General features: G+C 69.8%; 20 protein-coding genes. 8 read left to right on the top strand and 12 right to left on the bottom strand.

Annotated features, from left to right (window positions below):
- Positions 1-56: 56 nt before the first annotated feature.
- Complete coding sequence (locus AB0F91_RS05180) at positions 57-908, top strand: NAD(P)H-binding protein (RefSeq protein WP_360594864.1); 852 nt, start codon at positions 57-59, stop codon at positions 906-908.
- A 220-nt stretch (positions 909-1,128) separates the two neighbouring features.
- The gene (locus AB0F91_RS05175; protein ID WP_360594863.1) at positions 1,129-2,037 is read left to right on the top strand and encodes an SDR family NAD(P)-dependent oxidoreductase; all 909 of its coding nucleotides are present in this window, start codon (positions 1,129-1,131) and stop codon (positions 2,035-2,037) included.
- 44 nt (positions 2,038-2,081) lie between these two features.
- On the opposite strand, the gene AB0F91_RS05170 is transcribed toward AB0F91_RS05175, so the two are convergent.
- Positions 2,082-2,669, bottom strand: a complete 588-nt coding sequence (locus tag AB0F91_RS05170) for a TetR/AcrR family transcriptional regulator (RefSeq protein WP_360594861.1) — start codon at positions 2,667-2,669, stop codon at positions 2,082-2,084.
- Between the two features lie 50 nt (positions 2,670-2,719).
- Here AB0F91_RS05170 and AB0F91_RS05165 point away from each other — a divergent pair, with 50 nt between their 5' ends.
- A complete protein-coding gene (locus AB0F91_RS05165; RefSeq protein WP_360594859.1) occupies positions 2,720-4,054 on the top strand; it encodes a carboxypeptidase regulatory-like domain-containing protein in 1,335 nt (444 codons plus the stop codon).
- On the opposite strand, the gene AB0F91_RS05160 is transcribed toward AB0F91_RS05165, so the two are convergent.
- Genes AB0F91_RS05160 through AB0F91_RS05125 form a run of 8 tightly spaced genes read right to left on the bottom strand, consistent with a single transcriptional unit; the run spans position 4,026 to position 12,502 of the window.
- Positions 4,026-4,769 (bottom strand): SDR family oxidoreductase, encoded by a 744-nt coding sequence (locus tag AB0F91_RS05160; RefSeq protein ID WP_360594858.1) that lies wholly within the window; start codon positions 4,767-4,769, stop codon positions 4,026-4,028. The two genes, AB0F91_RS05165 and AB0F91_RS05160, sit on opposite strands and share 29 nt — an antisense overlap.
- Positions 4,766-6,271: a long-chain fatty acid--CoA ligase gene (locus AB0F91_RS05155; protein ID WP_360594857.1), complete on the bottom strand. Its 1,506-nt coding sequence runs from the start codon at positions 6,269-6,271 to the stop codon at positions 4,766-4,768. Before AB0F91_RS05155 ends, AB0F91_RS05160 begins: the two co-directional genes overlap by 4 nt.
- A complete protein-coding gene (locus AB0F91_RS05150; protein WP_360594855.1) occupies positions 6,271-7,059 on the bottom strand; it encodes an SDR family NAD(P)-dependent oxidoreductase in 789 nt (262 codons plus the stop codon). The genes AB0F91_RS05155 and AB0F91_RS05150 overlap by 1 nt, the downstream gene beginning before the upstream one ends.
- Before the next feature lie 23 nt (positions 7,060-7,082).
- Positions 7,083-7,841: an SDR family NAD(P)-dependent oxidoreductase gene (locus AB0F91_RS05145; RefSeq protein WP_360594853.1), complete on the bottom strand. Its 759-nt coding sequence runs from the start codon at positions 7,839-7,841 to the stop codon at positions 7,083-7,085.
- Complete coding sequence (locus AB0F91_RS05140) at positions 7,838-8,233, bottom strand: carboxymuconolactone decarboxylase family protein (RefSeq protein ID WP_360594851.1); 396 nt, start codon at positions 8,231-8,233, stop codon at positions 7,838-7,840. The genes AB0F91_RS05145 and AB0F91_RS05140 overlap by 4 nt, the downstream gene beginning before the upstream one ends.
- A gap of 10 nt (positions 8,234-8,243) precedes the next feature.
- Complete coding sequence (locus AB0F91_RS05135; RefSeq protein ID WP_360594849.1) at positions 8,244-10,172, bottom strand: hydantoinase B/oxoprolinase family protein; 1,929 nt, start codon at positions 10,170-10,172, stop codon at positions 8,244-8,246.
- 3 nt (positions 10,173-10,175) lie between these two features.
- The gene (locus AB0F91_RS05130) at positions 10,176-12,206 is read right to left on the bottom strand and encodes a hydantoinase/oxoprolinase family protein (protein WP_360594847.1); all 2,031 of its coding nucleotides are present in this window, start codon (positions 12,204-12,206) and stop codon (positions 10,176-10,178) included.
- Between the two features lie 29 nt (positions 12,207-12,235).
- A complete protein-coding gene (locus AB0F91_RS05125; RefSeq protein WP_360594845.1) occupies positions 12,236-12,502 on the bottom strand; it encodes a hypothetical protein in 267 nt (88 codons plus the stop codon).
- A 136-nt stretch (positions 12,503-12,638) separates the two neighbouring features.
- On the opposite strand from AB0F91_RS05125, the gene AB0F91_RS05120 reads away from it, so the two are divergent.
- Positions 12,639-13,415: an enoyl-CoA hydratase-related protein gene (locus AB0F91_RS05120; RefSeq protein ID WP_360594844.1), complete on the top strand. Its 777-nt coding sequence runs from the start codon at positions 12,639-12,641 to the stop codon at positions 13,413-13,415.
- A gap of 32 nt (positions 13,416-13,447) precedes the next feature.
- Positions 13,448-14,107, top strand: a complete 660-nt coding sequence (locus AB0F91_RS05115; RefSeq protein ID WP_360594842.1) for a TetR/AcrR family transcriptional regulator — start codon at positions 13,448-13,450, stop codon at positions 14,105-14,107.
- Positions 14,108-14,216: 109 nt separating this feature from the next.
- On the opposite strand, the gene AB0F91_RS05110 is transcribed toward AB0F91_RS05115, so the two are convergent.
- The gene (locus AB0F91_RS05110) at positions 14,217-16,205 is read right to left on the bottom strand and encodes a dehydrogenase E1 component subunit alpha/beta (RefSeq protein ID WP_360594840.1); all 1,989 of its coding nucleotides are present in this window, start codon (positions 16,203-16,205) and stop codon (positions 14,217-14,219) included.
- 115 nt (positions 16,206-16,320) lie between these two features.
- Here AB0F91_RS05110 and AB0F91_RS05105 point away from each other — a divergent pair, with 115 nt between their 5' ends.
- Entirely contained in the window at positions 16,321-17,379 is a 1,059-nt protein-coding gene (locus tag AB0F91_RS05105; RefSeq protein ID WP_360594839.1) for an alcohol dehydrogenase catalytic domain-containing protein, read from the top strand.
- Positions 17,379-18,536, top strand: a complete 1,158-nt coding sequence (locus tag AB0F91_RS05100) for an acyl-CoA dehydrogenase family protein (protein WP_360594837.1) — start codon at positions 17,379-17,381, stop codon at positions 18,534-18,536. Before AB0F91_RS05105 ends, AB0F91_RS05100 begins: the two co-directional genes overlap by 1 nt.
- Here AB0F91_RS05100 and AB0F91_RS05095 read toward each other — a convergent pair.
- Entirely contained in the window at positions 18,502-19,320 is an 819-nt protein-coding gene (locus tag AB0F91_RS05095; protein ID WP_360594836.1) for a TetR/AcrR family transcriptional regulator, read from the bottom strand. The two genes, AB0F91_RS05100 and AB0F91_RS05095, sit on opposite strands and share 35 nt — an antisense overlap.
- Positions 19,321-19,446: 126 nt before the next feature.
- Between AB0F91_RS05095 and AB0F91_RS05090 the strand changes: the two genes are divergently transcribed.
- On the top strand, positions 19,447-19,851 hold the full coding sequence (locus tag AB0F91_RS05090) for a DUF1992 domain-containing protein (protein ID WP_360594834.1): 405 nt from the start codon (positions 19,447-19,449) through the stop codon (positions 19,849-19,851).
- Positions 19,852-20,320: 469 nt separating this feature from the next.
- On the opposite strand, the gene AB0F91_RS05085 is transcribed toward AB0F91_RS05090, so the two are convergent.
- The coding region (locus AB0F91_RS05085) for a hypothetical protein (RefSeq protein WP_360594832.1) at positions 20,321-20,847 on the bottom strand (527 nt) is incomplete at its 5' end.

The raw sequence follows: 20,847 nt of genomic DNA, 5'->3' as shown, positions 1-20,847 counted from the left end.
GGAGAGTAACAGTCCTACGGTGAGCGGCGGAAGAACCACCGACCCGAAGGAACAACATGAGCATCGTCATCACCGGCGCCACCGGGCTGCTGGGCCGGCAGGTCGTCGCCGACCTCCTCGCGGCCGGCGTGCCCGCGGGTGAGGTCACGGCCGTGGCGCGCAGTGCGGAGAAGGCGGCCGACCTGGGCGTGCGCGTGCACGTCGGCGACTACGACCGGCCGGAGACGTTCGCCGGGGCCTTCGCAGCCGGGGACCGCGTGCTGTTCGTGTCCGGCACGGAGCTGGGCAAGCGCGTCGGCCAGCACACCGCCGTCATCGACGCCGCGAAGGCTGCCGACGTCGCACAACTCGTGTACACGGGCGTGTTCGGCGGCCCGGACGCCGACTTCGCCCTCGCCGACGACCACCGCGCGACCGAACAGCGCATCCTCGATGCCGGGCTGCCGTACACGTTCCTGCGCAACAACTGGTACTCGGAGGTGGCGGTCCCCGACGTCGCCGGCTCGCTCGCCCGCGGTGCTGTCGTCAACAGCGTCCTCGCCGACGCGCGCATCGCCACCGCACCGCGCGAGGACTACGCCGCGGCCGCCGCCGCGGCCGTGCACACCGACGGCCACCTCGGCGTCGCCTACGAGCTCGGCGGCGACACCGCGTGGACGTTCGGCGAGTTCGCCGCGGAGCTCGCGCGCATTCGCGGCAGCCCGGTGGTCCACACCACCGTCCCCAGCGCGGAGTACGAAGCGATCGTCACCGGCGCCGGCATGCCGCCGTTCCTGGCGACGTTCCTGGTCGACGTCGACGACGCCATCTCCCGCGGCCGCCTCGCCGGCACCCTCGGCGAGCTGGCGAAGCTCCTCGGCCGCCCGACGACACCGATCGCCGAGACGATCGCGAAGCTCCTCGGCTGAAGCCGTGCGCCAGCCGCCGCGGCCGAGTACCGTTCGGCGCGCCGGCGATCCCGGCGCCGCACAGACGGGCGATCGGATGCCGGGCACCGGGAGTTCTCGGCATCTGCGCCCGTACCAAGCCCGGCCACGCACCTCGCGAGCCCGGCCGGAAGCCGTCTCGAACCCGATCAACCGGGACACCCGGGCTAAGCTGCACGCGGTCCGAGCCCGAGGAGCGAACGTGTCCTGGAACCCCCAAGCGCTGCCCGATCTGTCCGGTCGCACGTACGCGGTAACCGGCGGGAACGCGGGGATCGGCTATTTCATCTCCGAACAGCTCGCCGGCGCCGGCGCGCACGTCGTGATCCTCGGGCGCACCCCGGCGCGGCTCACGACGGCGGCCGAGGTGATCAAGAACCACCACGCACACGCCGAGATCAGCACGATCCGCCTGGATCTGGCCGACCTCGAGTCCGTCGCGGAGGCCGCCGAGGAACTCAACCGGCTGGGCCGCGTGGACGGGCTGGTCGAGAACGCCGGCTCCACCTCCCCCGGCCGCAAACGCCGGACGACGCGGCAGGGCTTCGAACTCGCGGTCGGCACCAACCACCTCGGCCACTTCGCCCTCACCGCGCTCGCGATGCCGGTGCTCACCGCGTCCGGCGCCCGCGTCGTGCCGATGGGCAGCCTGATCACCCGGCTGCAGCCGTTCGACCTCGACGACCTGCAGACCGAACGCAAGTACTCCGAGTTCCGCGCCTACGCCCAGTCCAAGCACGCCGTGCAGTCCTTCGGCTTCGAACTCGACCGCCGACTGCGTGCGGCCGGTTCGAAGGTCACGTGCGTAGTGGCCCACCCCGGCTTCAGCCTCGACAGCGCCAGCCCGCGCCGCGACGGCATCACCGACCCGAAGCCGCTGATGCGCCTGTTCGCGCCCATCACCCAGGGCAAGGACCGCGGCGCCTGGCCCGCCGTCCGTGCCGCCATCGACCCGGAGGCCATCGGGGGCCAGTTCTACGGCCCCACCCGTGGCGGCGTCGGCCGCCCCGTCCCCAAGACGGCCGTCAAGGTCGACCGGGACCCCGGCCGCGCGGCCAAGCTGTGGACATGGTCGGAAAAGCTGACGGGCACGACGTTCGACATCCGCTGATCACGTCGCCGACTTGAGCAACGCCTGGACGCCGCCCAGCTGGATCACATCGGCGGTTCGAGACCTGAGTCGAGGATGTCCATGGCTTGATTCAGCAGCACGACCAGGTCCGGATCACTCCCCGGGTACCAGCACTTGAACGCCGCCCGGTTGGCCGCCAAGGCGGTCTCCACCGTGAGCCGCACGTAGAGGTCGTCCGCTGGGAGACCGGTGCGCGCGGCGATCGACTCGAGGGCGGCCTCCTCGACGAGCTTGTTGACATGCGTGAGCCGACCCCAGAGTTCCGGGTATTCGCGCAGCATCAGAGCGCGCTCCCCGAAGGTTGGGTCTGCGGAGGCGGCCGTGAAGCGCTCCGTGAAGACCGCGCGCAGGGTCGCGAGTGGACGTTCGGACGCGGGCCGCGCGGCGACGCCCGACCGGACGTCGTCGGGGGTGAGCGCGAGGGAGAAGACCGCGGCTTCCTTGCTGTCGAAGTAGTTGAAGAACGTGCGCGCCGAGACGCCGGCCTTTTCACAGATCTGGTCGACAGTCACCTCGTGCGGGCCGCGCGAACGGTACAGAGCGACGGCAGCCGCGCGGATCGCCTGCCTCGTCGCTTCCTTCTTGCGCTCGCGAAGTCCCGGCCCTGTCATCTTTCTTACACTACTGCACTTTTTCAGTACTGCAAGATAATGTGACCGCCATGGCGGAAGAACTCGGCAAACCCTCGATCACCCGTACCCTCGCCGAGAACCTTTGGTTCCCCGTTGTCCTTTTTCTCGGTTTTGCCGTGGTCTACCTGGCCGCTTCCCACCGACCTCAGCCGCACGACGTGCCGGTGGCCGTCGCCGACCCGGCGGCCGCGACCAGGATCCAGAGCCGGCTGGACGAGGTCAGCCCCGGCGGGTTCCACATCGTCGCCGTGCCCGACGCGGAAGCAGCCCGCAGCGCCGTGCTCGACCGCACCGCAAGCGGGGCCTACGCGCCAGACCCGGCTCACCCCGTGCTCTACGTCGCCAAAGCCAACGGGTTCACCCTCCAGTCCCTGCTGACCCAGACCTTCACGCCGGTCGCCAACGGCAAGCTCGCCGTCGTCGACCTCGCGCCGACTGTGGCCGGCGACCCGTTGGGCAACGGCCTGTTCTACCTGCTCCTCGCCTGGGGCCTCCCGAGCTACTTCGTCGTCATGATGTTGTTGCGAGCCGTCGGGCTCAGTCACCGCGCGAAGCTGCTCACCTTTGTCGGCTGGGCCGCTTTCCTCGCCGTGGCGGGCTTTCTGATCGGCCGCGCGATGGACGTGATTCCCGCCAATCCGGTCGCGATCCCGCTGGCGTTCCTGTCCAGCCTCGTGGTTTCCGTGGTCTCACAAGGCATCGTGCCGATCTTCAAGCAGTTCTTCCCCGGGGTCGCGGCCACGCTGTTCGTCATCCTCAGCTCGGCCTCCAGCGGCGGCATCATCCCGCCGCAGCTGCAACCCGCGCTGTTCCGGGCTCTGCACCCGATCCTGCCCATGGGAAACCTCAACGACGCATTGCGCGGCGTGTTGTACTTCCACGGCGTGGGCGTCGGCGGACACGTCCTGGTGCTGTGCGCGTGGCTCGCGGCCGGCATGGCCCTGAACGCGGGCCACGCGCTGTGGATCCGCCGCCACGCCCCCGGTGAATCCGGACCGCCCGTGGAAGACCCGGTGCTCGAGATGCCACGACCGACCGCGCTGCCGACCCACGGCCACCGCTTCGGCGAACTCGAGCCCATGCTCCTCGGCACCGTCCGCTCCACTACCGGCGAACGCGTCGGCGGCGCGATCCTCACCGTCACCGACGGAAAAGGCCGGCAGCTCGTGCGGACCACCGCCGACGACGAGGGCGCGTTCGCCGTCGGCGGCTTGCCCGAGCAGTTCGTGGACCTCGTGGTGACCGCGCCCGGGCGGCAGCCCACAGCACGCCGGACGTTCTTCCGCGAAGGCGTTTTCCGCCGCGAAGACTTCGTGCTCTCCCCCGAGCCGGCGCTTACGCCGTCCAGCCACCGTCCACAGTGAGCGTCGAGCCGGTCGTGTACGAAGACGCGTCCGAAGCCAGATACACCGCCGCACCACCGAGCTCCGGCGGTGCCGCCACGCGGTTCTGCGGGATGTTCGCCAGGATCCGCTCGCCCCACTTGCTCGTGACCAGGCCCTCGGACAGATCGGTGTGGAAGTAGCCCGGCGCCAGCACGTTCACGCGCACACCCTTCGGCGCCCACTCCACCGCGAGCACGCGGGACAGCGCCTCGACACCGCCCTTGCTGGCGGCGTAGGCGGCAATGCGGTCGAAACCGGTGCGCGCGTGCACCGAAGACACCGTGACGATCGACCCCGCCCCCTGCGTGAGCATCTGCCGCCCGGCCGCGCGGGCGCAGTAGTACGTACCCGACAGGTTCACGTCGAGCACGTGCGCCCAGTCGTCGTCGCTGCCCTGCTCGCTGCGCCGGAACGTCGGGCTGATCCCGGCCGCGGTCACGCAGACGTCCAGCCGCCCGTGCTCGGCCACGATCCGCGCCACCGCACGGTCCGCAAAGGACGGATCCGACACCGAACCCGGCAGCACCAGTGCTCCACCGGCCGCCGCCGCCAACGAGGTGAGGTCGGCCTCGGTCCGCGAGGTCACGGCCAGCGTCGCCCCGGCCGCGGCCAACGCCACCGCGATCGCGCGGCCCAGGCCCTTGCCCGCGCCCGTGACCCAGGCGACCTTGCCCGTCAGATCGAACTCGTTCATCCGCGCAAATTCCTCTTCAGCACCTTGCCCGACGGCGTCCGCGGCAGCTCGTCGAGGAACACCAGGTCCGCCGGCACCTTGAACTTCGCCAGCCGCTCGCGGCAGAACGCCACCAGCGCGTCACGATCGCGCGCCGCCCCCGGGCGCAGCACGACGAACGCCTGCGGCACCTCACCCCACCGCGGGTGGCCCATCCCGACCACCGCCGCCTCGACGACGTCGGGGTGCTCGTACAGCACGCGCTCCACCTCAGGCGTCGCGATGTTCTCGCCACCGGAGACGATCATGTCCTTCTTGCGGTCCTCGACGTAGAGGTACCCGTCCTCGTCGAGCCGCCCGACGTCGCCGGTGTGGAACCAGCCGTCGCGGAACGCCTCCGCCGTCGCGGCCTCGTCACGCCAGTACCCGATGCTCACCTTCGGCCCGCGCAACGCGATCTCACCCAGTTCACCCGGGGGCAACGGCGCCCCGGACTCGTCGACGATCCGGACTTCCAGGTGCACCACCGGCCGCCCGACCGAACCCACCTTGGCCAGCATGTGCTCCGGGTCGTTGAAAGTGTCACCCGACACCGTCTCGGTGAGGCCGTACGCGTCGGAAAACCATGCCTTCGGGAACGCGGCGAGGATCTTCCGCACCAAAGGCACCGGCATCTTCTCCCCGCCGCCGATGATGAACCGGATCGACGACGTGTCGCGCTCCAGGATGTCGGGCAGCTGAAGGATCGCGTTCATCATCGACGGCGCCAGCCAGATGTTGGTCGGCCGCTCGCATTCGATCGTGTCCACGACCTCCGCCGCGTCGAACTTCCGCAGCACGATGAGCGAACCGCCCGCGTGCAGCGTCCCGACACCGGGCAGGTCGAATCCCCCGACGTGGTACAGCGGCCCGCACACCAGAGTCACGTCCTCGGCGGTGATGCCGAACTCGACGAGGTGGCCGAGGTTCTTCCACGCCAGGTTCCCGTGCGTGATCTGCACACCCTTGGGCCTCGATGTCGTGCCGGACGTGTACATCAGCCGCTGCAGGTCGTCCGCGCCGACCGACGCCGGCGGCACCGAACGGCCGAGGTTCGAGACCACGAGGTCCTCGTACGACGTCCAGCCCGAAGCACTTCCACCCAGCAGCAGCCGCTGCTTCAGGCCCGGCAACGGCAGAGTGTCCACGTACGGCTGGAACTCCGGCTCCGTCAGCAGTGCCACCGCGCCCGAGTGGACGAGGATGTAGCGCCATTCCTCGGGCGAGAGCCGGTAGTTGAGCGGCAGGAACGCCGCCCCGATCCGGTTCACCGCGAAGACCGCCTCCAGGAACTCGAGGTGGTTGTACAGCAGCAGCGCGACGACGTCACCGCGACCGATACCGAGCTCCGTGAGCCCGGACGCCAGCGCGTCGGTCCGGCTGAGCAGCTCGCGGTTCGTCAAGGACCGTGAACCCTGGCTGAGCACCACTTTGTCCGGGTAGCGTCCGGTGTTGTGGTCGAGGACCGTGGCGAAGTTCGACATCAGCGCTCCTGTGCGTGGAAGCTGTGCAGCTCGCCTCCGGCCGATCCCCAGTGGATGGTGCTGATCATGCCGCCGTCGGCGACGAGGTCGGTGCCGGTGACGTAGTCCGCGCCCGGCCCGGCCAGGAACGCCACCACGCGCGCGATGTCGTCCGGTTCGCCGATGCGGCCCAGCGGCGTGTTGGCCACCGTGGCCGCGCGGATGTTCTCGTTGCCCAGCGTGTCGCGGTTCAGGCCGCTGTGGACGACGCCGGGGCTCACCGAGTTGATGCGGATCCCGTCCACGGCCAGCTCGGCAGCCAGCTGCTTCGTCAACGCCAGGACGCCGCCCTTCGCCGCCGTATAGGACGAAAAACCGTACCCGGTGTGGCCGGCGATCGACGCGATCTGCACGATAGAACCGCCACCACCCGCGGCCATCGCCGGGATCACCTGCTTGAGCAGGATGAAGTACCCGGTGAGGTTCACGTCGAGCACCCGCCGCCATTCGCCCACAGTGGACTCCAGCAACTTCTTGCGTATGATGATCCCCGCGGCGTTCACCAGTACCTTCGGCGGACCGAACCGTTCGACGGCCTGACTCACCGCGCCGGCCACGGCCTCTTCGTCGGTGACGTCGACCGCGAACGCCGCCGCGGCCACGGAAAGCTCCTTCGCCGTGCGCTCGGCCGCCGCGCCGTCGGAGTCGAGCAGTACGAGCGGCCGGCCGTCCTCGGCGAGGCGCAGCGCGCAGGCGCGGCCGATCCCGGAGCCCGCCCCGGTGACGACCGCGCAGCCTTTCCTGTCCACAGTGGACCTCCTTCCGCGGGGCGTCAGCCCATCGCGTAACCCCCGTTGACGTCGACGACCGCACCCGTCATGTAGCTCGCCGCGGGCGAGGCCAGGAAGGCCGCCACGCGCGCGATCTCCTCGGGCCGCGCCAGGCGCCCGAGCGGGTTGTAGTCGTCGGAATACCCCTTGCCCACGATCATGTCCGTGTCCACCACACCCGGCGCCACGACGTTGGCGATGATCCCGTTGCGAGCCTCGGTCTTCGCGAGCCACTTCACCACGGCGTGGACCGCGCCCTTGCTGGCCACGTAGTGCGGGCCGGCGAGCACGCCGCCGACTTTGCCGGCCACCGAGCCGATGCACACGACCCGCGCGTTGTGCCCGCGCAGGTACGGCAGCGCGCCGCCGATGCACCACAGGGTGCCCTTGACGTTCACCCCGAGCACCGCGTCCACTTCGGACTCCGGAAGCTCGTCGAGGCGCATCGTCTCCCCGTAGATCGCCGCGCACGTGACCAACGCGTCGAGCCGTTCGCCCGGCCCCGCCGCCTCGGCCATGGCCGAGGCGGCGGCGGTGCGGTCGGTGACGTCGACCACCAGGCCGGCGGCGGAACCGCCGGCCTCGGTGATCTCGGCGACGATCGCGGCGGGATCCCGGGCATCGAGTACCGTGACGTGGGCCCCGGCGAGCGCGAGCTCGACCGCGATCCGGCTGCCGATCCCGCGCGCCGCGCCGGTCACGACCGCGCGCGCCCCGGCAAGGGTTGCCGGGCCGCGCGGGTCGAGCACTCCGTGGCTCACGCCGACTTCTGCTCGTGCGCCGCCAGTTCCTCCATCAGCACGGGGACCCCGAGGGTGCAGGTGTGGATCCCGAGCACGCTCGTGAGCTCCAGCACCTCCATGATCTCTTCCTTGGTGGCCCCGTACCCGAGGGCGTTGCGGATGTGCTGGCGCAGCCCGGGCTCGTAGAGGTGCGTCGTAGAGGCGTCGATCGCGGTGTAGATGAGCTCCTTGACCTTCGGCTCCAGCACCCCCTTGCGCCACGGCACGGCCGAGAAGTTCAGGTACGCCTCGAAGAAGTCCGGGTCGAGGCTCAACAGCCCTTCCCAGAACGTGTTCCAGTACCCGCGCTCGGCGAGGAAGGTCTCCCTGAGCTTGTTCTGCCGGTCGACGACCGTCGGATTCTCGGACAACGGTTCCTCCCTACTTCGCGGCCAGCTCGGCGCGGCGCTTGGCGGTGGCTTCCCGGTCGATCTTGAGGTTCTCCGGGTCGCCGTGCGGGTCGCCGGAGATCACCACGCCGTAGTCGCGGTACGCGCCCTCGATGGTCACGTACTCGTCGCGCACGTCGCGGCACACGCGCTCGGGGTCGCGCTGCAGCGGTGAACCCCAGCCCCCGCCGCCGTTGGTGAGGTAGCGGAACACCGCGTTGGGCTTGGTGTGCCACACCGGCGTGCTGGCGAAGTAGAAGTACTCGCCGCTCGGGTCCACCGTCTTGGTCTCCGGGTCGAGCATCCCGGCGACCGGCGTGGCACCCGCGTAGACCTCCGGTTCGGTGCCGATGAGGTCCTTGTCCTTCGTGACGTCCTTGTAGTCCGGGTGGAACACCCAGGTCGCCCCGAGCGCGCCCGCCTCGCCGCCGTATACCCCGACGCCACTCGCGGTCTTGGTGTGCAGCGGGCTCGACCAGTGTTCCGCGTCCGTCAGGTACAGCGTGTCCTTGAGCACGGCCGCGCCACCGCGGTTGTCGCCCGCGCCACCGCTGTCCGGCGCGTATTCCTTGCGCAGCACCACGGCCGGCAGCTCGGACTCGATGGCTTCCGTGGCCGGGTCGAGGTTGTTGGCCTGGTAGACCACGGAGTAGCTGTCCGCGTCGCCCGCTTCCGTCGCGCCCCACGGCCCGTGCTCGCCACCGCACTGCGCGGTGGTGACCCACGGGGTGCCGTCGGCCAGTACCCCGTTGGCGTTGTGGATGTTCAGCGAACCGTAGTCGCCGCCGACGGCCTTGCGGCCCAGAGCCTTCTCCAGCGCGCGGAACACCGCGAGCAGCACCGGCCCGGTGCTTTCCCAATACAGGAACACCGCGCCGTCCGGCGGCGTGGCACTGATGAACGTGCCGGCCGGCAGCACGATGTCGATCGGCCGGTACGCGCCCGAGGTGAAAGGCGTGGCCGGGTCGATGAGGAACTTCAGGGCGACGCCGACGGCGGTCTTCGTGTCGAGGATACCGGCGTTGATCGACGTACGCGCCTGCGGCGAGGTGCCCGAGAAATCGAGCTCCATCCGGTCGGCGGCCTTCGTGATCTTCAGGCGGATCTTGTACTCGACGGTGTCGTCGACGCCGTCGCAGTCGATGCCTTCCTCGGCCTCGTACACGCCGTCGGGCAGTTCGGCCAGCGCGCTGCTCATGGACTCGGCCGACACGTCGGTGGAGTAGCGGATCGCGCCGAGGTACGCGTCGACGCCGTAGCGCTCCACACTCTCGTTGATCAGCTTCTCGCCCAGCAGCAGGTTCTGGTAGATCGTCTTGATGTCGGGCAGCAGCAGCGCGCAGTAGCGGGCGTTGTCGAAGATCAGGTTGAACGCCGACTTCACCGGCTTGTCATTCTTGTACAGCTGCATCGGCGCGATCACGAGACCGTTCTCGTACACGTTGCGCTTCGTGCCGGAGAAGCCCGCCGGGATCACACCGCCCATGTCGAGCTGGTGCGCGCGCAGCGTGACGAGCGAGATCAGCTTGCCGTCGTGGAACACCGGGCGGATGAAGCAGATGTCGTTGACGTGGTTGCCCGCGCGGTACGGGTCGTTGCAGATGATCACGTCACCCGGCTCGAGGTTCTCCGGGCCGTACTCCTCGATGGTGTTGCGGACGGCCTCGGACATGGTGCCGAGGAACATCGCGAGGCTGTTGCTCACCGAGGACATCGGGTAGTTCTGCTCCGGCGGGCCGGAGATCGTCGCCGCGAAGTCGTACCAGTCGCGCAGGATGAGGGAGAACGCGTTGTTGAGCAGGCCGGTGCACATGTGCTGCACGATGTAGCGCATGCGGCTCGACAGGACCGACGCGGTGAAGCGGTCGGAGCCGTACAGCTCGGCGAACTGGGCGTCGTCGAGGTCCTTCAGAGAGGTCATGGTTCACGCCTTCCGGATGCGCAGCTCGCCGTAGGTCCCGACGGTCGCGACCTGACCCGGGACGAGGAACGTGGTGGACAGCGGTTCGCGGACGACCGCGGGGCCGGGGACCTGGTCGCCGACGCGCAGGTCGGCGCGCTGGTACTCGCCGGCGTCGAGGACGTCGTCGGTGAGGTAGCGGATCTTCAGTGTGCGAGCGGGCTGCAGGGTCTCGCCCGCAGCGCGCTCCGGGATCTTCGGGTACTCGACCTTGTCGGCCTTCGCGACGGCCTGGACGCGATAGGTGACGCCCTGCACGGGCAGCGCCTCGAACTTGTTACCGGAGCGCTCGGCGTAGGCCTCGTGGAAGTTCGCGACCATGGTGGCGACGGCTTCCGCGTCGATCGTGCCGGCGGGCACGCCGATGAACGGCGTCTCCCACGTCTGGCCGGCGAGCCGACCGTCGAAGCTGCGGACGAACTCGATGTTGTCGCGGTCCTTCTCCTGCAGGCGTTCGCGCAACCGCTCTTCCATGGAGTGGTAGACCTTGTCGACCTGCTCGGCCGATTCCGACGTGAGCAGCGTGTACGCGCTGCGGCTGTCGGCGTAGACGAGGTCGGAGCTGACGAGGCCCAGCGCGGAGAACAGACCCGGGTGCGGCGGCACGATGACCTCGGCCGCGTGCACCAGGTCGAGCACCGCGGGCAGCAGCATCGGGCCGGCCGCACCGTAGGCGACGAGGCTGTAGTCACGCGGGTCGACACCGTGCTGGATGGCGATGTTCACGACGCCCTCGGCGATGTTGTTCACGCCGATGTTGAACGCGTAGCTCACACGCTGCTCGAACGACAGCTTCGAGTCGAGCGCCTCGAATGCCTGGCGCGACAGGTCCGGGTCGAGCTTCATGCGGCCGCCGGCGAACCCGTCGGGGTCGATGATGCCCATCAGGAGGCAGGTGTCGGTGGTGGTCGGCTGCTGCCCGCCGAGGCCGTAGCACGCGGGGCCGGGGTCGGCACCCGCGCTGCCCGGGCCGACCTTCAGCTCACCGGCCGGGTTGATCGTGACGAGGCTGCCCCCGCCGGCGCCGATGCTGGAGACCTCGTTGGACAGTGCGTTCACGATCAGGTCGTGTTCGAGTTCGAACGTCGTGTTCACGAACGGCTTGCCGTCGCTGACCATGCTGATGTCGCACGAGGTTCCGCCGACGTCCGCGCACAGCAGGTTGCCGGCGCCGATCAGGCCGCCGAAGTGGGCGCTGGACACGGTTCCCGCAGCGGGACCGGCGAACACGATGCGGAACGGGTGCTCCATCGCGACGTCGGAGCGCACGAGCTGCGCGGCACAGTCGGCGAAGTTGAGGTCGCCGGTGAAGCCCAAATCACGCAGGCCGGCGTCGAGGCGCTTGGTATAGGCGTCGTAGGTCAGGCGCATGAAGACGTCGACGACCGTGGTCGACGCCCGGGCGAACTCCTTGGCGAGCGGGGAGACCTCGCTGGAGATGGACACCGGGATGTCGCCGAGCTCCTCGTGCACGAGCTGGCGCAGGCGCTCTTCGTGATGGTTGTTCACGTACGCGTTGATGAGGCAGATGGCCACGCCTTCGACGCCGCACTTGCGCAGCACGGCCAGCTCTTCGCGGGCGTGGTCCTCGTCGAGCTGGATCAGGATGCCGCCGTCGGCGGTGAGCCGCTCGCGGATGCCGCGCCGGAGGTACCGGGGCACCAGCGGCCGGTTCGCATCGCCGTAGGAGCGGCGCCACGCGGGGTTCGTCAGGCCTTCGACCGGGCGCCAGGTGCGGCCGATGTCGAGAATGTCCCGGTGTCCCAGCGTGGTCAGGAAAGCGATCTTCGGCAGCCGCCGCGTGATGATCGCGTTGAGGCCGTGGGTGCTGGCGTGGTTGAAAACCGCCGACGCGCTCACGCCGACCTCTTCGGCACCGCGCAGCACACCGCGTTCGGTGGTGCGCACGTCCGTGGCGACCTTGACGGTCTTGATCTCGCCATCGGCGATCGCCACCACGTCCGTGAACGTGCCGCCGACGTCTACTCCGATCATGGAACTACCCGCCTTTCGGTGATTCGTGGTCAGTTGACGTCGAGGCCGTCGGAGGTGAGGACGATGGGACCGAGCAGCGGGCCGGTTTCGCGGCTCACCGATTCGAGCGTTTTCTGGTGCTTGACGACGGTGAACCAACCGCCTTCCGAGAGCACCGGGTAGCGGCGGAAATCCGCTGCGGTGGAACCGGGGAAATCCCGCTCGAGGTTCACGCCGAGTGCCTGCAGATCGGCCTCGGTGACCTCTTCCCGGGTTACCGAAAGTCCTTCGGGGACGGATGATTCGACTGCGTCCATGGGCCATCACTCCGGTGTGTTGTGCCGCTGCCGAGTTTCGTGTACCAATCGGTCTAAGAAACCGTGATGGGAAGCACTGTAAGACCCTGATCGCGGCCTGACAAGCCCGGACCGGGTGAGGTGAGGAGCTTCGGTGATGACTGAACGGCTACACGTCGAAACCACCGGCCGGATCGCGACCGTCCGCCTGGACCACCCGCCCCTCAACGCCTTCGACACCGAGATGCGCCACGCGTTGGCCGACACGGCGGCGCGCTTGGCGGACGCGGACGATGTGCACGCGGTGGTGCTCCACGGCGGCGAGAAAGTGTTCGCCGCGGGCGCGGACATCAAGCAGCTGGCGGGGTTCTCGTTCGAGGAGGTGCTCGGCTGGAACCGCGCGCTGCAGAAAGCGTTCACCCGGTTCGCCGAACTGCCGATGCCGGTCGTCGCGGCCATCAACGGCTACGCCCTCGGCGGCGGCATGGAACTCGCGCTGGCGGCCGACTACCGCGTGGCGGCTCCCGGCGCGGTGCTGGGACAGCCGGAGGTGCTGCTCGGGATCATCCCGGGTTCCGGCGGCACGCAACGGCTGGCGCGGCTGATCGGCCCGTCGCGGGCGAAGGAACTGCTGATGACCGGACGGCGCGTGCGTGCTCCGGAAGCGCTCTCCCTGGGGCTCGTGGATCGCGTCGCCGAGGATCCGCTCGCGGCGGCTTTGGAGTACGCGCGGGTTCTCGCGGCCGGGCCCCGCTTCGCGATCCAGGCGGTGAAGGAGGCGGTGGACCACGGGTTGGATTCTTCGATCGCGGCGGGCCTGGCCCTGGAACGCTCGCTGATCGCCGGCCTGTTCGCCACACGCGACCGCGACACCGGCATGGCGTCGTTCCTGCGCGACGGACCGGGCAAGGCCACGTTCGACCGTGACGCCTAGAGTGGTGTGTCTGCCAGCAGCGGAGGGGAAGCATGCCGAGACCACCGGGACACGGCCCCGGCTACGAGGTCAAGCGCCAGGAGATCATCGACCAGGCCGCGGCGCTGTTCGCCAAGCAGGGTTACGCCGCCACGGGGATCGCCGAGATCGGTCAGGTCGCCGGCCTCGCGAAGGGCGCGCTGTACTACTACATCGGGTCCAAGGAGAACCTCCTGGTCGAGATCCAGGACCGCGTGCTGCGCCCGCTGCTCACCGCCGCCCGCCGCATCGCCACCCTCGACGAGGACCCGGTCCTGCGGCTGCGCCTGCTGTCGGAGACGCTGCTCGACATCATCCTCGCGCGCCTCGACCACATCTGGGTGTACGAACACGACTACCGCCACCTGCGCGGCGCCAACCGCGCCCGCCTGCTTCGCCAGCGTCGCGAGTTCGAGCGCATCGTGCTGGATCTCCTGACGGCGGCGATGGCCTCGGGCGCGTTCCGTCGGCTGGACCCTCGGCTGGCGATGCTGCAGTTCCTGAACCTGCACAACCACACCTACCAGTGGGCCCGTCCCGGCGGACCGTGGGACGCGGCGTTCCTGTCGCGGGAGTACTGCGCGACGTTGATCTCGGGGTTCTGCAGTCCCGGATACGACGTGGCGGATCTTGAGGAACGGGTGGCCGCGTTCCGGGCGCGTGTCCCGGCCTGACCTGCTCGGTTCCCCAATGTGGTATTGGTTGCGTTGAGCGCACCCAGTGTGGCGTTCGGTGCGTTCAACGCACCGAACGCCACATTGGGGTGCGTGCGGCGAGGCGCAGTCACGCGCGGGCCGATTCGCGGACCGCCGCGGCAATGCGTTCCTTCGACGGCAGCCAGACCCGTTCCAGCGAAGGTGCGTACGGCGCCGGCGTCCCCTGCGCGCCGACGCGGATCACGGGCGCGTCCAACGTCCAGAAGCCCTCACGGGCGGCCACGGCGGCCAGCTCGGCGCCCACGCCGAAGTCGCCGACAGCCTGGTGCGCCACCACAAGCCGGCCCGTCTTGGCCAGCGACCGCAAGACCGTCTCGGTGTCCAGCGGTGCGATGGTCCGCAGGTCGATCACCTCGACGCTGATCCCCTCGGCCGCCAGCTCCGCAGCCACGTCGACACAGTCGTGCACCAGCTTCGAGTACGACACCAGCGTGACGTCCGTGCCCGGCCGGCGGATGGCGGCGCGCCCCAGCGGCACCACATGCGTGGGCGGCGGCTGCGGTCCCTTCCGCCCGTACATCAGCCGGTTCTCCACGAACACCACCGGATTCGGATCACGAATGGCGGCCCGCAGGAGGCCGTAGGTGTCCGCCGGCGTCGACGGCATCACCACGGTCAGGCCGGGAATGTGTGCCAGCAGCGCCTCCAGGCTCTGCGAATGCTGGCTCCCCGACGACTTCCCCGCGCCGAACTGCGTGCGCACGACCAGGGGCAAGCTGACGGCGCCGCCGGTCATGAAGCGGAGCTTCGCGGCCTGGTTCATGAGCTGGTCGAGGCACACGCCGACGAAGTCGAAGTACATCAGCTCCACCACGGGCCGCAGGCCGGCCATCGCGGCGCCCACGGCGGCGCCGATGATGGCGCTTTCCGAGATCGGCGTGTCCCGCACACGGCCGGGGTACTTCGCGGAGAGTCCCCTGGTCAGGCCGAAGACGTTGCCGCCCGCGCCGACGTCGATGCCGGCCAGGAACACGGACTCGTCGCCGGCCAGCTCGTACTCCAGAGCGCCGCGGATCGCGTCCATCGTCCGGAAGACCTCGCCCGTCGCCTCGGCGGGTTCCGGCACCGGCTCTCGCGGCACGCCGACGAAGTGGTGCAGCGTGTCCGGCGACGGTTCGTCCGCGGCGCGCGCGGCCTCAACCGCCGCCTCGATCCGGGCGTCAACCTCGGAATCGATCGGTGCGACGTCCGTGCCCAGCTCGCGCAGCCGCGTCGCCAACCGCACCAGCGGGTCGCGTTCCTTCCACTCCGCCAACTCCTGCGGCTCCCGGTACTTCTCCGGGTCGCCCTCGTAGTGGCCGTGCCAGCGGTACGTGTCGGCCTCGACCAGCACGGGCCCGGCGCCCTCACGCAGCTCGCGCACCAAGCCGTCGACGAGCGAGGCAACGGCGGCGACGTCGTTGCCGTCCACTTGGTGGTAGTCCATCGCGTACCCCGGCGCGCGGTCGGCGAGTGACGCGCGCGTCTGTGTGGCGATCGGCGAGAACTCGGCGTATTTGTTGTTCTCGCACAAGAAGATGACCGGAAGCCGCCACACCGAAGCGAGGTTCGCCGCTTCGTGGAACATGCCCTGGGCCACGGCGCCGTCGCCGAAGAACGCCAGCACGACACCGCCCTGAGCACGCAGCTGCGCGGCCGTACCCGCGCCGACGGCGATCGGCAGCCCCGCCGCGACGATCCCGTTGGCCCCGAAGATCCCCTTGCGCGGGTCGGCGATGTGCATCGACCCACCGCGGCCCCGGCACGTACCGGTCTCCTTGCCCATCAGCTCGGCGAACATGCCCTCGACGTCGAGTCCTTTGGCGATGCAGTGGCCGTGCCCGCGGTGGGTGGACGTGATCACGTCTCGGTCGTCCAGCGGCCGGCACGCGCCGACCGCCGAGGCTTCCTGCCCGATGGACAGGTGCAGGAAGCCGGGGATCTCGTTGTTCCGGTACAGCCTGGACGCCCGGTCCTCGAACTGCCGGATCAGCCGCATCCGCCGGTACATCTCGGCCAATGCGCTCGGGTCACCGTCGAATGCCGTTGCCAGGTCGCTCACCCGGGTGGAAGTCATCACGCTCCTGCCCTTGCCGTTCACCGGTTTTCTCCCCGGCCCTTGACATCGCGCCGGGAACCACGATTCTTGTACCGACTGTTCGAAAAAACAACTCCAGTTCGGAGGTGGTCGCGTGCACGCGCTGCGCTGGCACGCCAAGGGCGAGCTGCGCCTCGACGACGTGCCGGAACCGCCGGCGCCGGCGCCTGGTCAAGCGGTGATCGCCGTGTCGTACTGCGGAATCTGCGGCACCGATCTGCACGAGTTCGCACACGGCCCCAACCTCATCCGCACCGGGCCGCACCCGTTGACCGGTCTCGAACCGCCGTTCACCCTCGGCCACGAGATGAGCGGCACGGTCATGTCGCTCGGCTCCGACGTGCCGGGGGTGGACGTCGGCACGCGCGTGGCCGTCGACCCGTGCCTGCGGTGCGGCGTGTGCCGCTGGTGCACGCACGGCGAGTACCACATCTGCGCCAAGGGCGGTTCGATCGGCCTCGCCGCCGACGGCGGGTTCGCGTCGAAGGTCACCGTGCCCGTCGAGGGCCTCGTGCCGATCCCCGACGGTGTCTCCGACGAGCTCGCCGCCCTGGCCGAGCCGCTCGCCGTGGGTCTGCACGCCATCCGGCGCGCCAACGTCCAACCGGGTGACCACGTGCTCCTGCTCGGCGCGGGTCCGATCGGGATCGCGGCGCTCCTGGCCGCGAAGCTCGCCGGCGCGGCCGGCCTCTACGTGAGCGAACCCGTGCCCGACCGCGCGCGCAAGGCCGCCGAGATCGGCGCGACCGAGGTCTACGACCCGGCGAAGACCGACGTGCGGCGCCAGGTCTTCCTGCGCACCGGCCGCGTCGGGCCCGACGTGGTGGTGGAGGCGACCGGCCGGCCGGAGCTGGTGGAGCTGGCCGTCAGCACCGTGCGCCGCGGTGGGCGCGCGGTGCTGTGCGGCATCAGCGGGGCCAGCGCGTCCCTGCCGATCACGCAGATCGTGCCGTTCGAGCGCACGGTGCTGGGCTCGCTCGGCTACAACTTCGACATCCCGCGCGTGCTCGACCTCATGGCCACCGGCCGGCTCGACGCGACGCCGATGCTCACCGGGGTGCGGCCGCTCTCGGCCGGGCGCGACGCGTTCGCCGAGCTCGAAGCCGACCGCGGCAGCCACCTCAAGATCCTGCTGAAACCCGAGGAGCACTGATGGACTTCGACCTGCCCGAGGAAACCGTCGCGCTGAAGCAGCTCTGCCGGGATTTCGCCGCGAAGGAGATCGCGCCGTACGCCGCCGACTGGTCCGAGCGCAGCCACTTCCCCACGGAGGTGTTTCACGACCTGGGCAAGCTCGGGCTGATGGGCATGCTCGTGGACGAGAAGTACGGCGGCGCCGACGCCGGCTTCGTGTCCTATGTGGCCGCGATGGAGGAGCTGGGCGCGGCCGACCAGTCGATCGCGTCGGCGTGGAACGCGCACTCGACGATCGCCACCCTTCCGCTTGCCACGTTCGGCACCCACGAGCAGAAGGAGCGCTGGCTGCGGCCGCTCGCCTCGGGAGAAGCGATCGGCGCCTTCGGCCTCACCGAACCGACGGCCGGCTCGGACGCGGCGGGTATCCGCACGCGCGCGCGACGAGCCGACGGCGGCTGGCTGCTCGACGGCACGAAGATGTTCATCAGCAACGCCGGCACCGAGATGAGCCTCGGCGTCACCGTGCTGGCCTTGACCGGCGAGAACGACGGCGGCGCCAAGCGCTATGGCACCTTCTTCATCCCTGAAGGCACCCCCGGCTACACGAAGGGCCAGCCGCTGAAGAAGCTCGGCTGGCACGCGCTCGACACGCGGGAGCTGGTGTTCTCGGGTTGCTGGGTGCCCGACGACCACCTCATCGGCGAGGAGGGCAACGGCCTGCGCCAGTTCCTGGAGGTCCTCGACGGCGGGCGCATCAGCGTGGCCGCGCTGTCGCTGTCGCTCGCGCAGAAGGCCCTCGACCTCGCGGTGCGCCACGCGGGCGAGCGCGAGCAGTTCGGACAGCCGCTCACGCGGTTCCAGGCCGTGGGGCACAAGCTCGCGGACATGGCCACGGAGATCGCGGCGGCGCGCTGGCTCGTGTACAACGCGGCGTGGCTCGGTGACCAGGGCCGGCCATTCAGCACCGCAGCCGCGATGGCGAAGCTGTACGCGTCGGAGGTCGCGAACCGCGCGGCCAGCCAGAGCGTGCAGATCCACGGCGGCTACGGCTTCATCCGCGAGTCCACCATCTCGCGGTTCTACGCCGACGCGAAGATCCTCGAAATCGGCGAGGGCACGAGCGAGGTGCAGCGCAACGTCATCGCCCGGGCTCTGGCCCGCGGCACCGCTTGACCTGCAGCTCGATGCCGTCGAGCAGCCGGGCGAGGCCGAACTCGTAGGCCTCGGCCGCCTGCTCGCCGGCGCTCTGGTCGAAGCCGCCGCCGAGCCACGCGCGGTTCATCGCCGGGTGCGCGGTGAGGTCGAAGTACTTGCCCCAGAAGGAAGACCGCTGGTCCCACCATGCGTCGTTCGACTGACCGGTGCTGCGTTCGAGGTGGATGCTCTCGGCTTCGAGCGCCGCGTTGGCGTCCACGTAGGCCGTGATGCTGTTGGCGGCGGCCACGGTTTCGCGCGGCGCGAGCCCCAGACCGTCCACGGTGGACAGCACGTACTCCTGCCCGGCGAGCTGGCCCGGGCCGAGCGCCGGGCGCACGCGTGACATCTCACGCAGCCACGGGTGGCGGCGGTGGGCTTCGCGGGTGCGCTCGGAGTAGAGCCGGATCTGCGCGCGCCAGTCACCCGTCCGAGGCCCGCCGGGGCCGGGCAGGCCGCGCTCGACGAGAACGTCGTCCACCATCAGGTCGACCAGCTCGGTCTTGCCGGGCACGTAGGTGTAGAGCGTCATGGTCCCGGCGCCGAGCTCCTTGGCGACGCGGTGCATCGACGTGGCCACGAGTCCGTCGGCGTCGGCGACGGTGATGGCCGCGGCCACGATCTGCCTGACGGTGAGCGTCGGCCGGCGCCCGCGCGCGGGTTCGGCGGCGGGCGTCGAGCGTTCGCGCCACAGCAACGCCAGCGTGCGGTCGATCTGCTCAGCCTCCGCGGCGCGGTCGTCACTGTTCTGCTCGACGGTCATCGTCGCAGCCCTCCCCTGCCCCGGCGCTGATCGGTTGCCGGGGATCCTACCCGCCGGTTCGGGACCTTCGACCCATCCGCGCGGCTCCGGGCTCGGCTACGCTGGGTGGGGATCGGAGGTGTTCGAGTGACCGAGCGCAAACCCCCCGGCGTGTCCTTCGGCTCGTGGGTTGACCGGTTGATCTCCGCCGCCCAGTCGCGCGGCGAGTTCGACGACCTGCCCGGCGCCGGCAAGCCGCTGCCACCCGCGACGGGGCGCGACTCCGCCACGGACTGGGCCCTGCGCCGCGCCCGCGAAGGCGACCTGGACACAGGCTCGTTCCTGCCGCCGTCACTCGCGATCCCGCGCGAAATCCAGGACCTGCCGGCGAAACTCGCGTCGGTGCGCACCGAAAAGCGCGTCCGCGAGATCGTGGAAGACCTCAACGAACGCATCCGCGAAACGCACCGCCGGCCACAGGAAGGCCCGCCGTTGCGCGCGGTGCCGTTGGACGTCGACGAAGTCGTGGAGAGCTGGCGCGTCACCCGGTGAACACCGAGAGCGGCGCCAGTGGCAGCGTGATCGAAGACGCGGGCGTCTTCACCTGGTAGATGCCACCGAGCAGGCGGGGCAGCGGCCAATCGCCTGAATGCCGCGGAATCCCTCTGTCTCACCGGTCTTCCGGGCACCGTTTCTCCGTACGCATCACCTCCGTCCAGCTCGTCGGCGCCTCTGTTGATGACGCTCTCCAGAACTCCACCCACTCCTCTTTTACCCGGACGTCCTCGCGAACTCACCCGCAGGGGCCACTCCGGCAAGGCTTGCCATTCGCACTTGCTCATCATCGGCGTTGCTCGACTCTCCTGACCCCGCCGGTTTCCCGGTCGGCCACCACCCCCGCCACCCTCACCGCCCCTCGGGACACTGAGCGGAACGAGCGATCGCCCGGGATTCGCGCCGCACTCCCGTGTGGACAGTGTTGCCGGCCACAGTGTCCACACGGGAGCGTCCCAGCCGGGAGTTAGGTGACCCACCGCCATTCGTGGCGGCCAGGCGTGAGGATTTCCGTGGCGAGGTGCGCTTGTGTGGCCGAGAGGAATCCGGCGAGGTAGGCGAGCCCGGCGGCGGTGATCACGTCGATGGTGCCGTCACGGAGGGCGGTGAGGGCGGTAGGCAGGTGGGCAGCGAGGGCGGCGTGGAGGGCCGTGACGGCTTCGGTTTCGGTATGGGAGAGGGCCAGACGTCGCGAGATCTCGGTGGCGGTGTGAGCAGTGGATGACTTCATGTCGAAAACATTATCGAACACTTGATCGACAACGCAGTCGCTGAATCGGGTGGTCTCGGAGCGGGCCTCCGGATCAGCGGCGGCGACCCGACTGACCCAGCTCGCTCGACTGACCCGACTCTTCCGGTGAAGTTCCCTCACCCGGCCCGGTCGACTCACCGACGGTGCCGGCCCCGCCTCGCCCTGCCCGCCCGGCTCGCCGACTCCCCCGCCCGACCCGGCTAACCCGGTCCGCTCGACCGAACCCGGCCCAGTTCGCGCCA

The organism is Amycolatopsis sp. NPDC023774 (genome assembly GCF_040639695.1).
GTDB lineage: Bacteria > Actinomycetota > Actinomycetes > Mycobacteriales > Pseudonocardiaceae > Amycolatopsis.
The sequence above is the reverse complement of the archived record's forward strand: the minus strand, read 5'-3'. Positions and strand labels throughout refer to the sequence as shown.

Coding starts and splice junctions, on each gene's coding strand:
- AB0F91_RS05095 (WP_360594836.1), bottom strand. CDS start 19,320: ATGACCGTCGAGCAGAACAGTGACGACCGCGCCGCGGAGGCTGAGCAG.
- AB0F91_RS05100 (WP_360594837.1), top strand. CDS start 17,379: ATGGACTTCGACCTGCCCGAGGAAACCGTCGCGCTGAAGCAGCTCTGC.
- AB0F91_RS05135 (WP_360594849.1), bottom strand. CDS start 10,172: ATGACCTCTCTGAAGGACCTCGACGACGCCCAGTTCGCCGAGCTGTAC.
- AB0F91_RS05125 (WP_360594845.1), bottom strand. CDS start 12,502: ATGGACGCAGTCGAATCATCCGTCCCCGAAGGACTTTCGGTAACCCGG.
- AB0F91_RS05160 (WP_360594858.1), bottom strand. CDS start 4,769: ATGAACGAGTTCGATCTGACGGGCAAGGTCGCCTGGGTCACGGGCGCG.
- AB0F91_RS05110 (WP_360594840.1), bottom strand. CDS start 16,205: ATGACTTCCACCCGGGTGAGCGACCTGGCAACGGCATTCGACGGTGAC.
- AB0F91_RS05180 (WP_360594864.1), top strand. CDS start 57: ATGAGCATCGTCATCACCGGCGCCACCGGGCTGCTGGGCCGGCAGGTC.
- AB0F91_RS05155 (WP_360594857.1), bottom strand. CDS start 6,271: ATGTCGAACTTCGCCACGGTCCTCGACCACAACACCGGACGCTACCCG.
- AB0F91_RS05165 (WP_360594859.1), top strand. CDS start 2,720: ATGGCGGAAGAACTCGGCAAACCCTCGATCACCCGTACCCTCGCCGAG.
- AB0F91_RS05120 (WP_360594844.1), top strand. CDS start 12,639: ATGACTGAACGGCTACACGTCGAAACCACCGGCCGGATCGCGACCGTC.
- AB0F91_RS05115 (WP_360594842.1), top strand. CDS start 13,448: ATGCCGAGACCACCGGGACACGGCCCCGGCTACGAGGTCAAGCGCCAG.
- AB0F91_RS05170 (WP_360594861.1), bottom strand. CDS start 2,669: ATGACAGGGCCGGGACTTCGCGAGCGCAAGAAGGAAGCGACGAGGCAG.
- AB0F91_RS05130 (WP_360594847.1), bottom strand. CDS start 12,206: ATGATCGGAGTAGACGTCGGCGGCACGTTCACGGACGTGGTGGCGATC.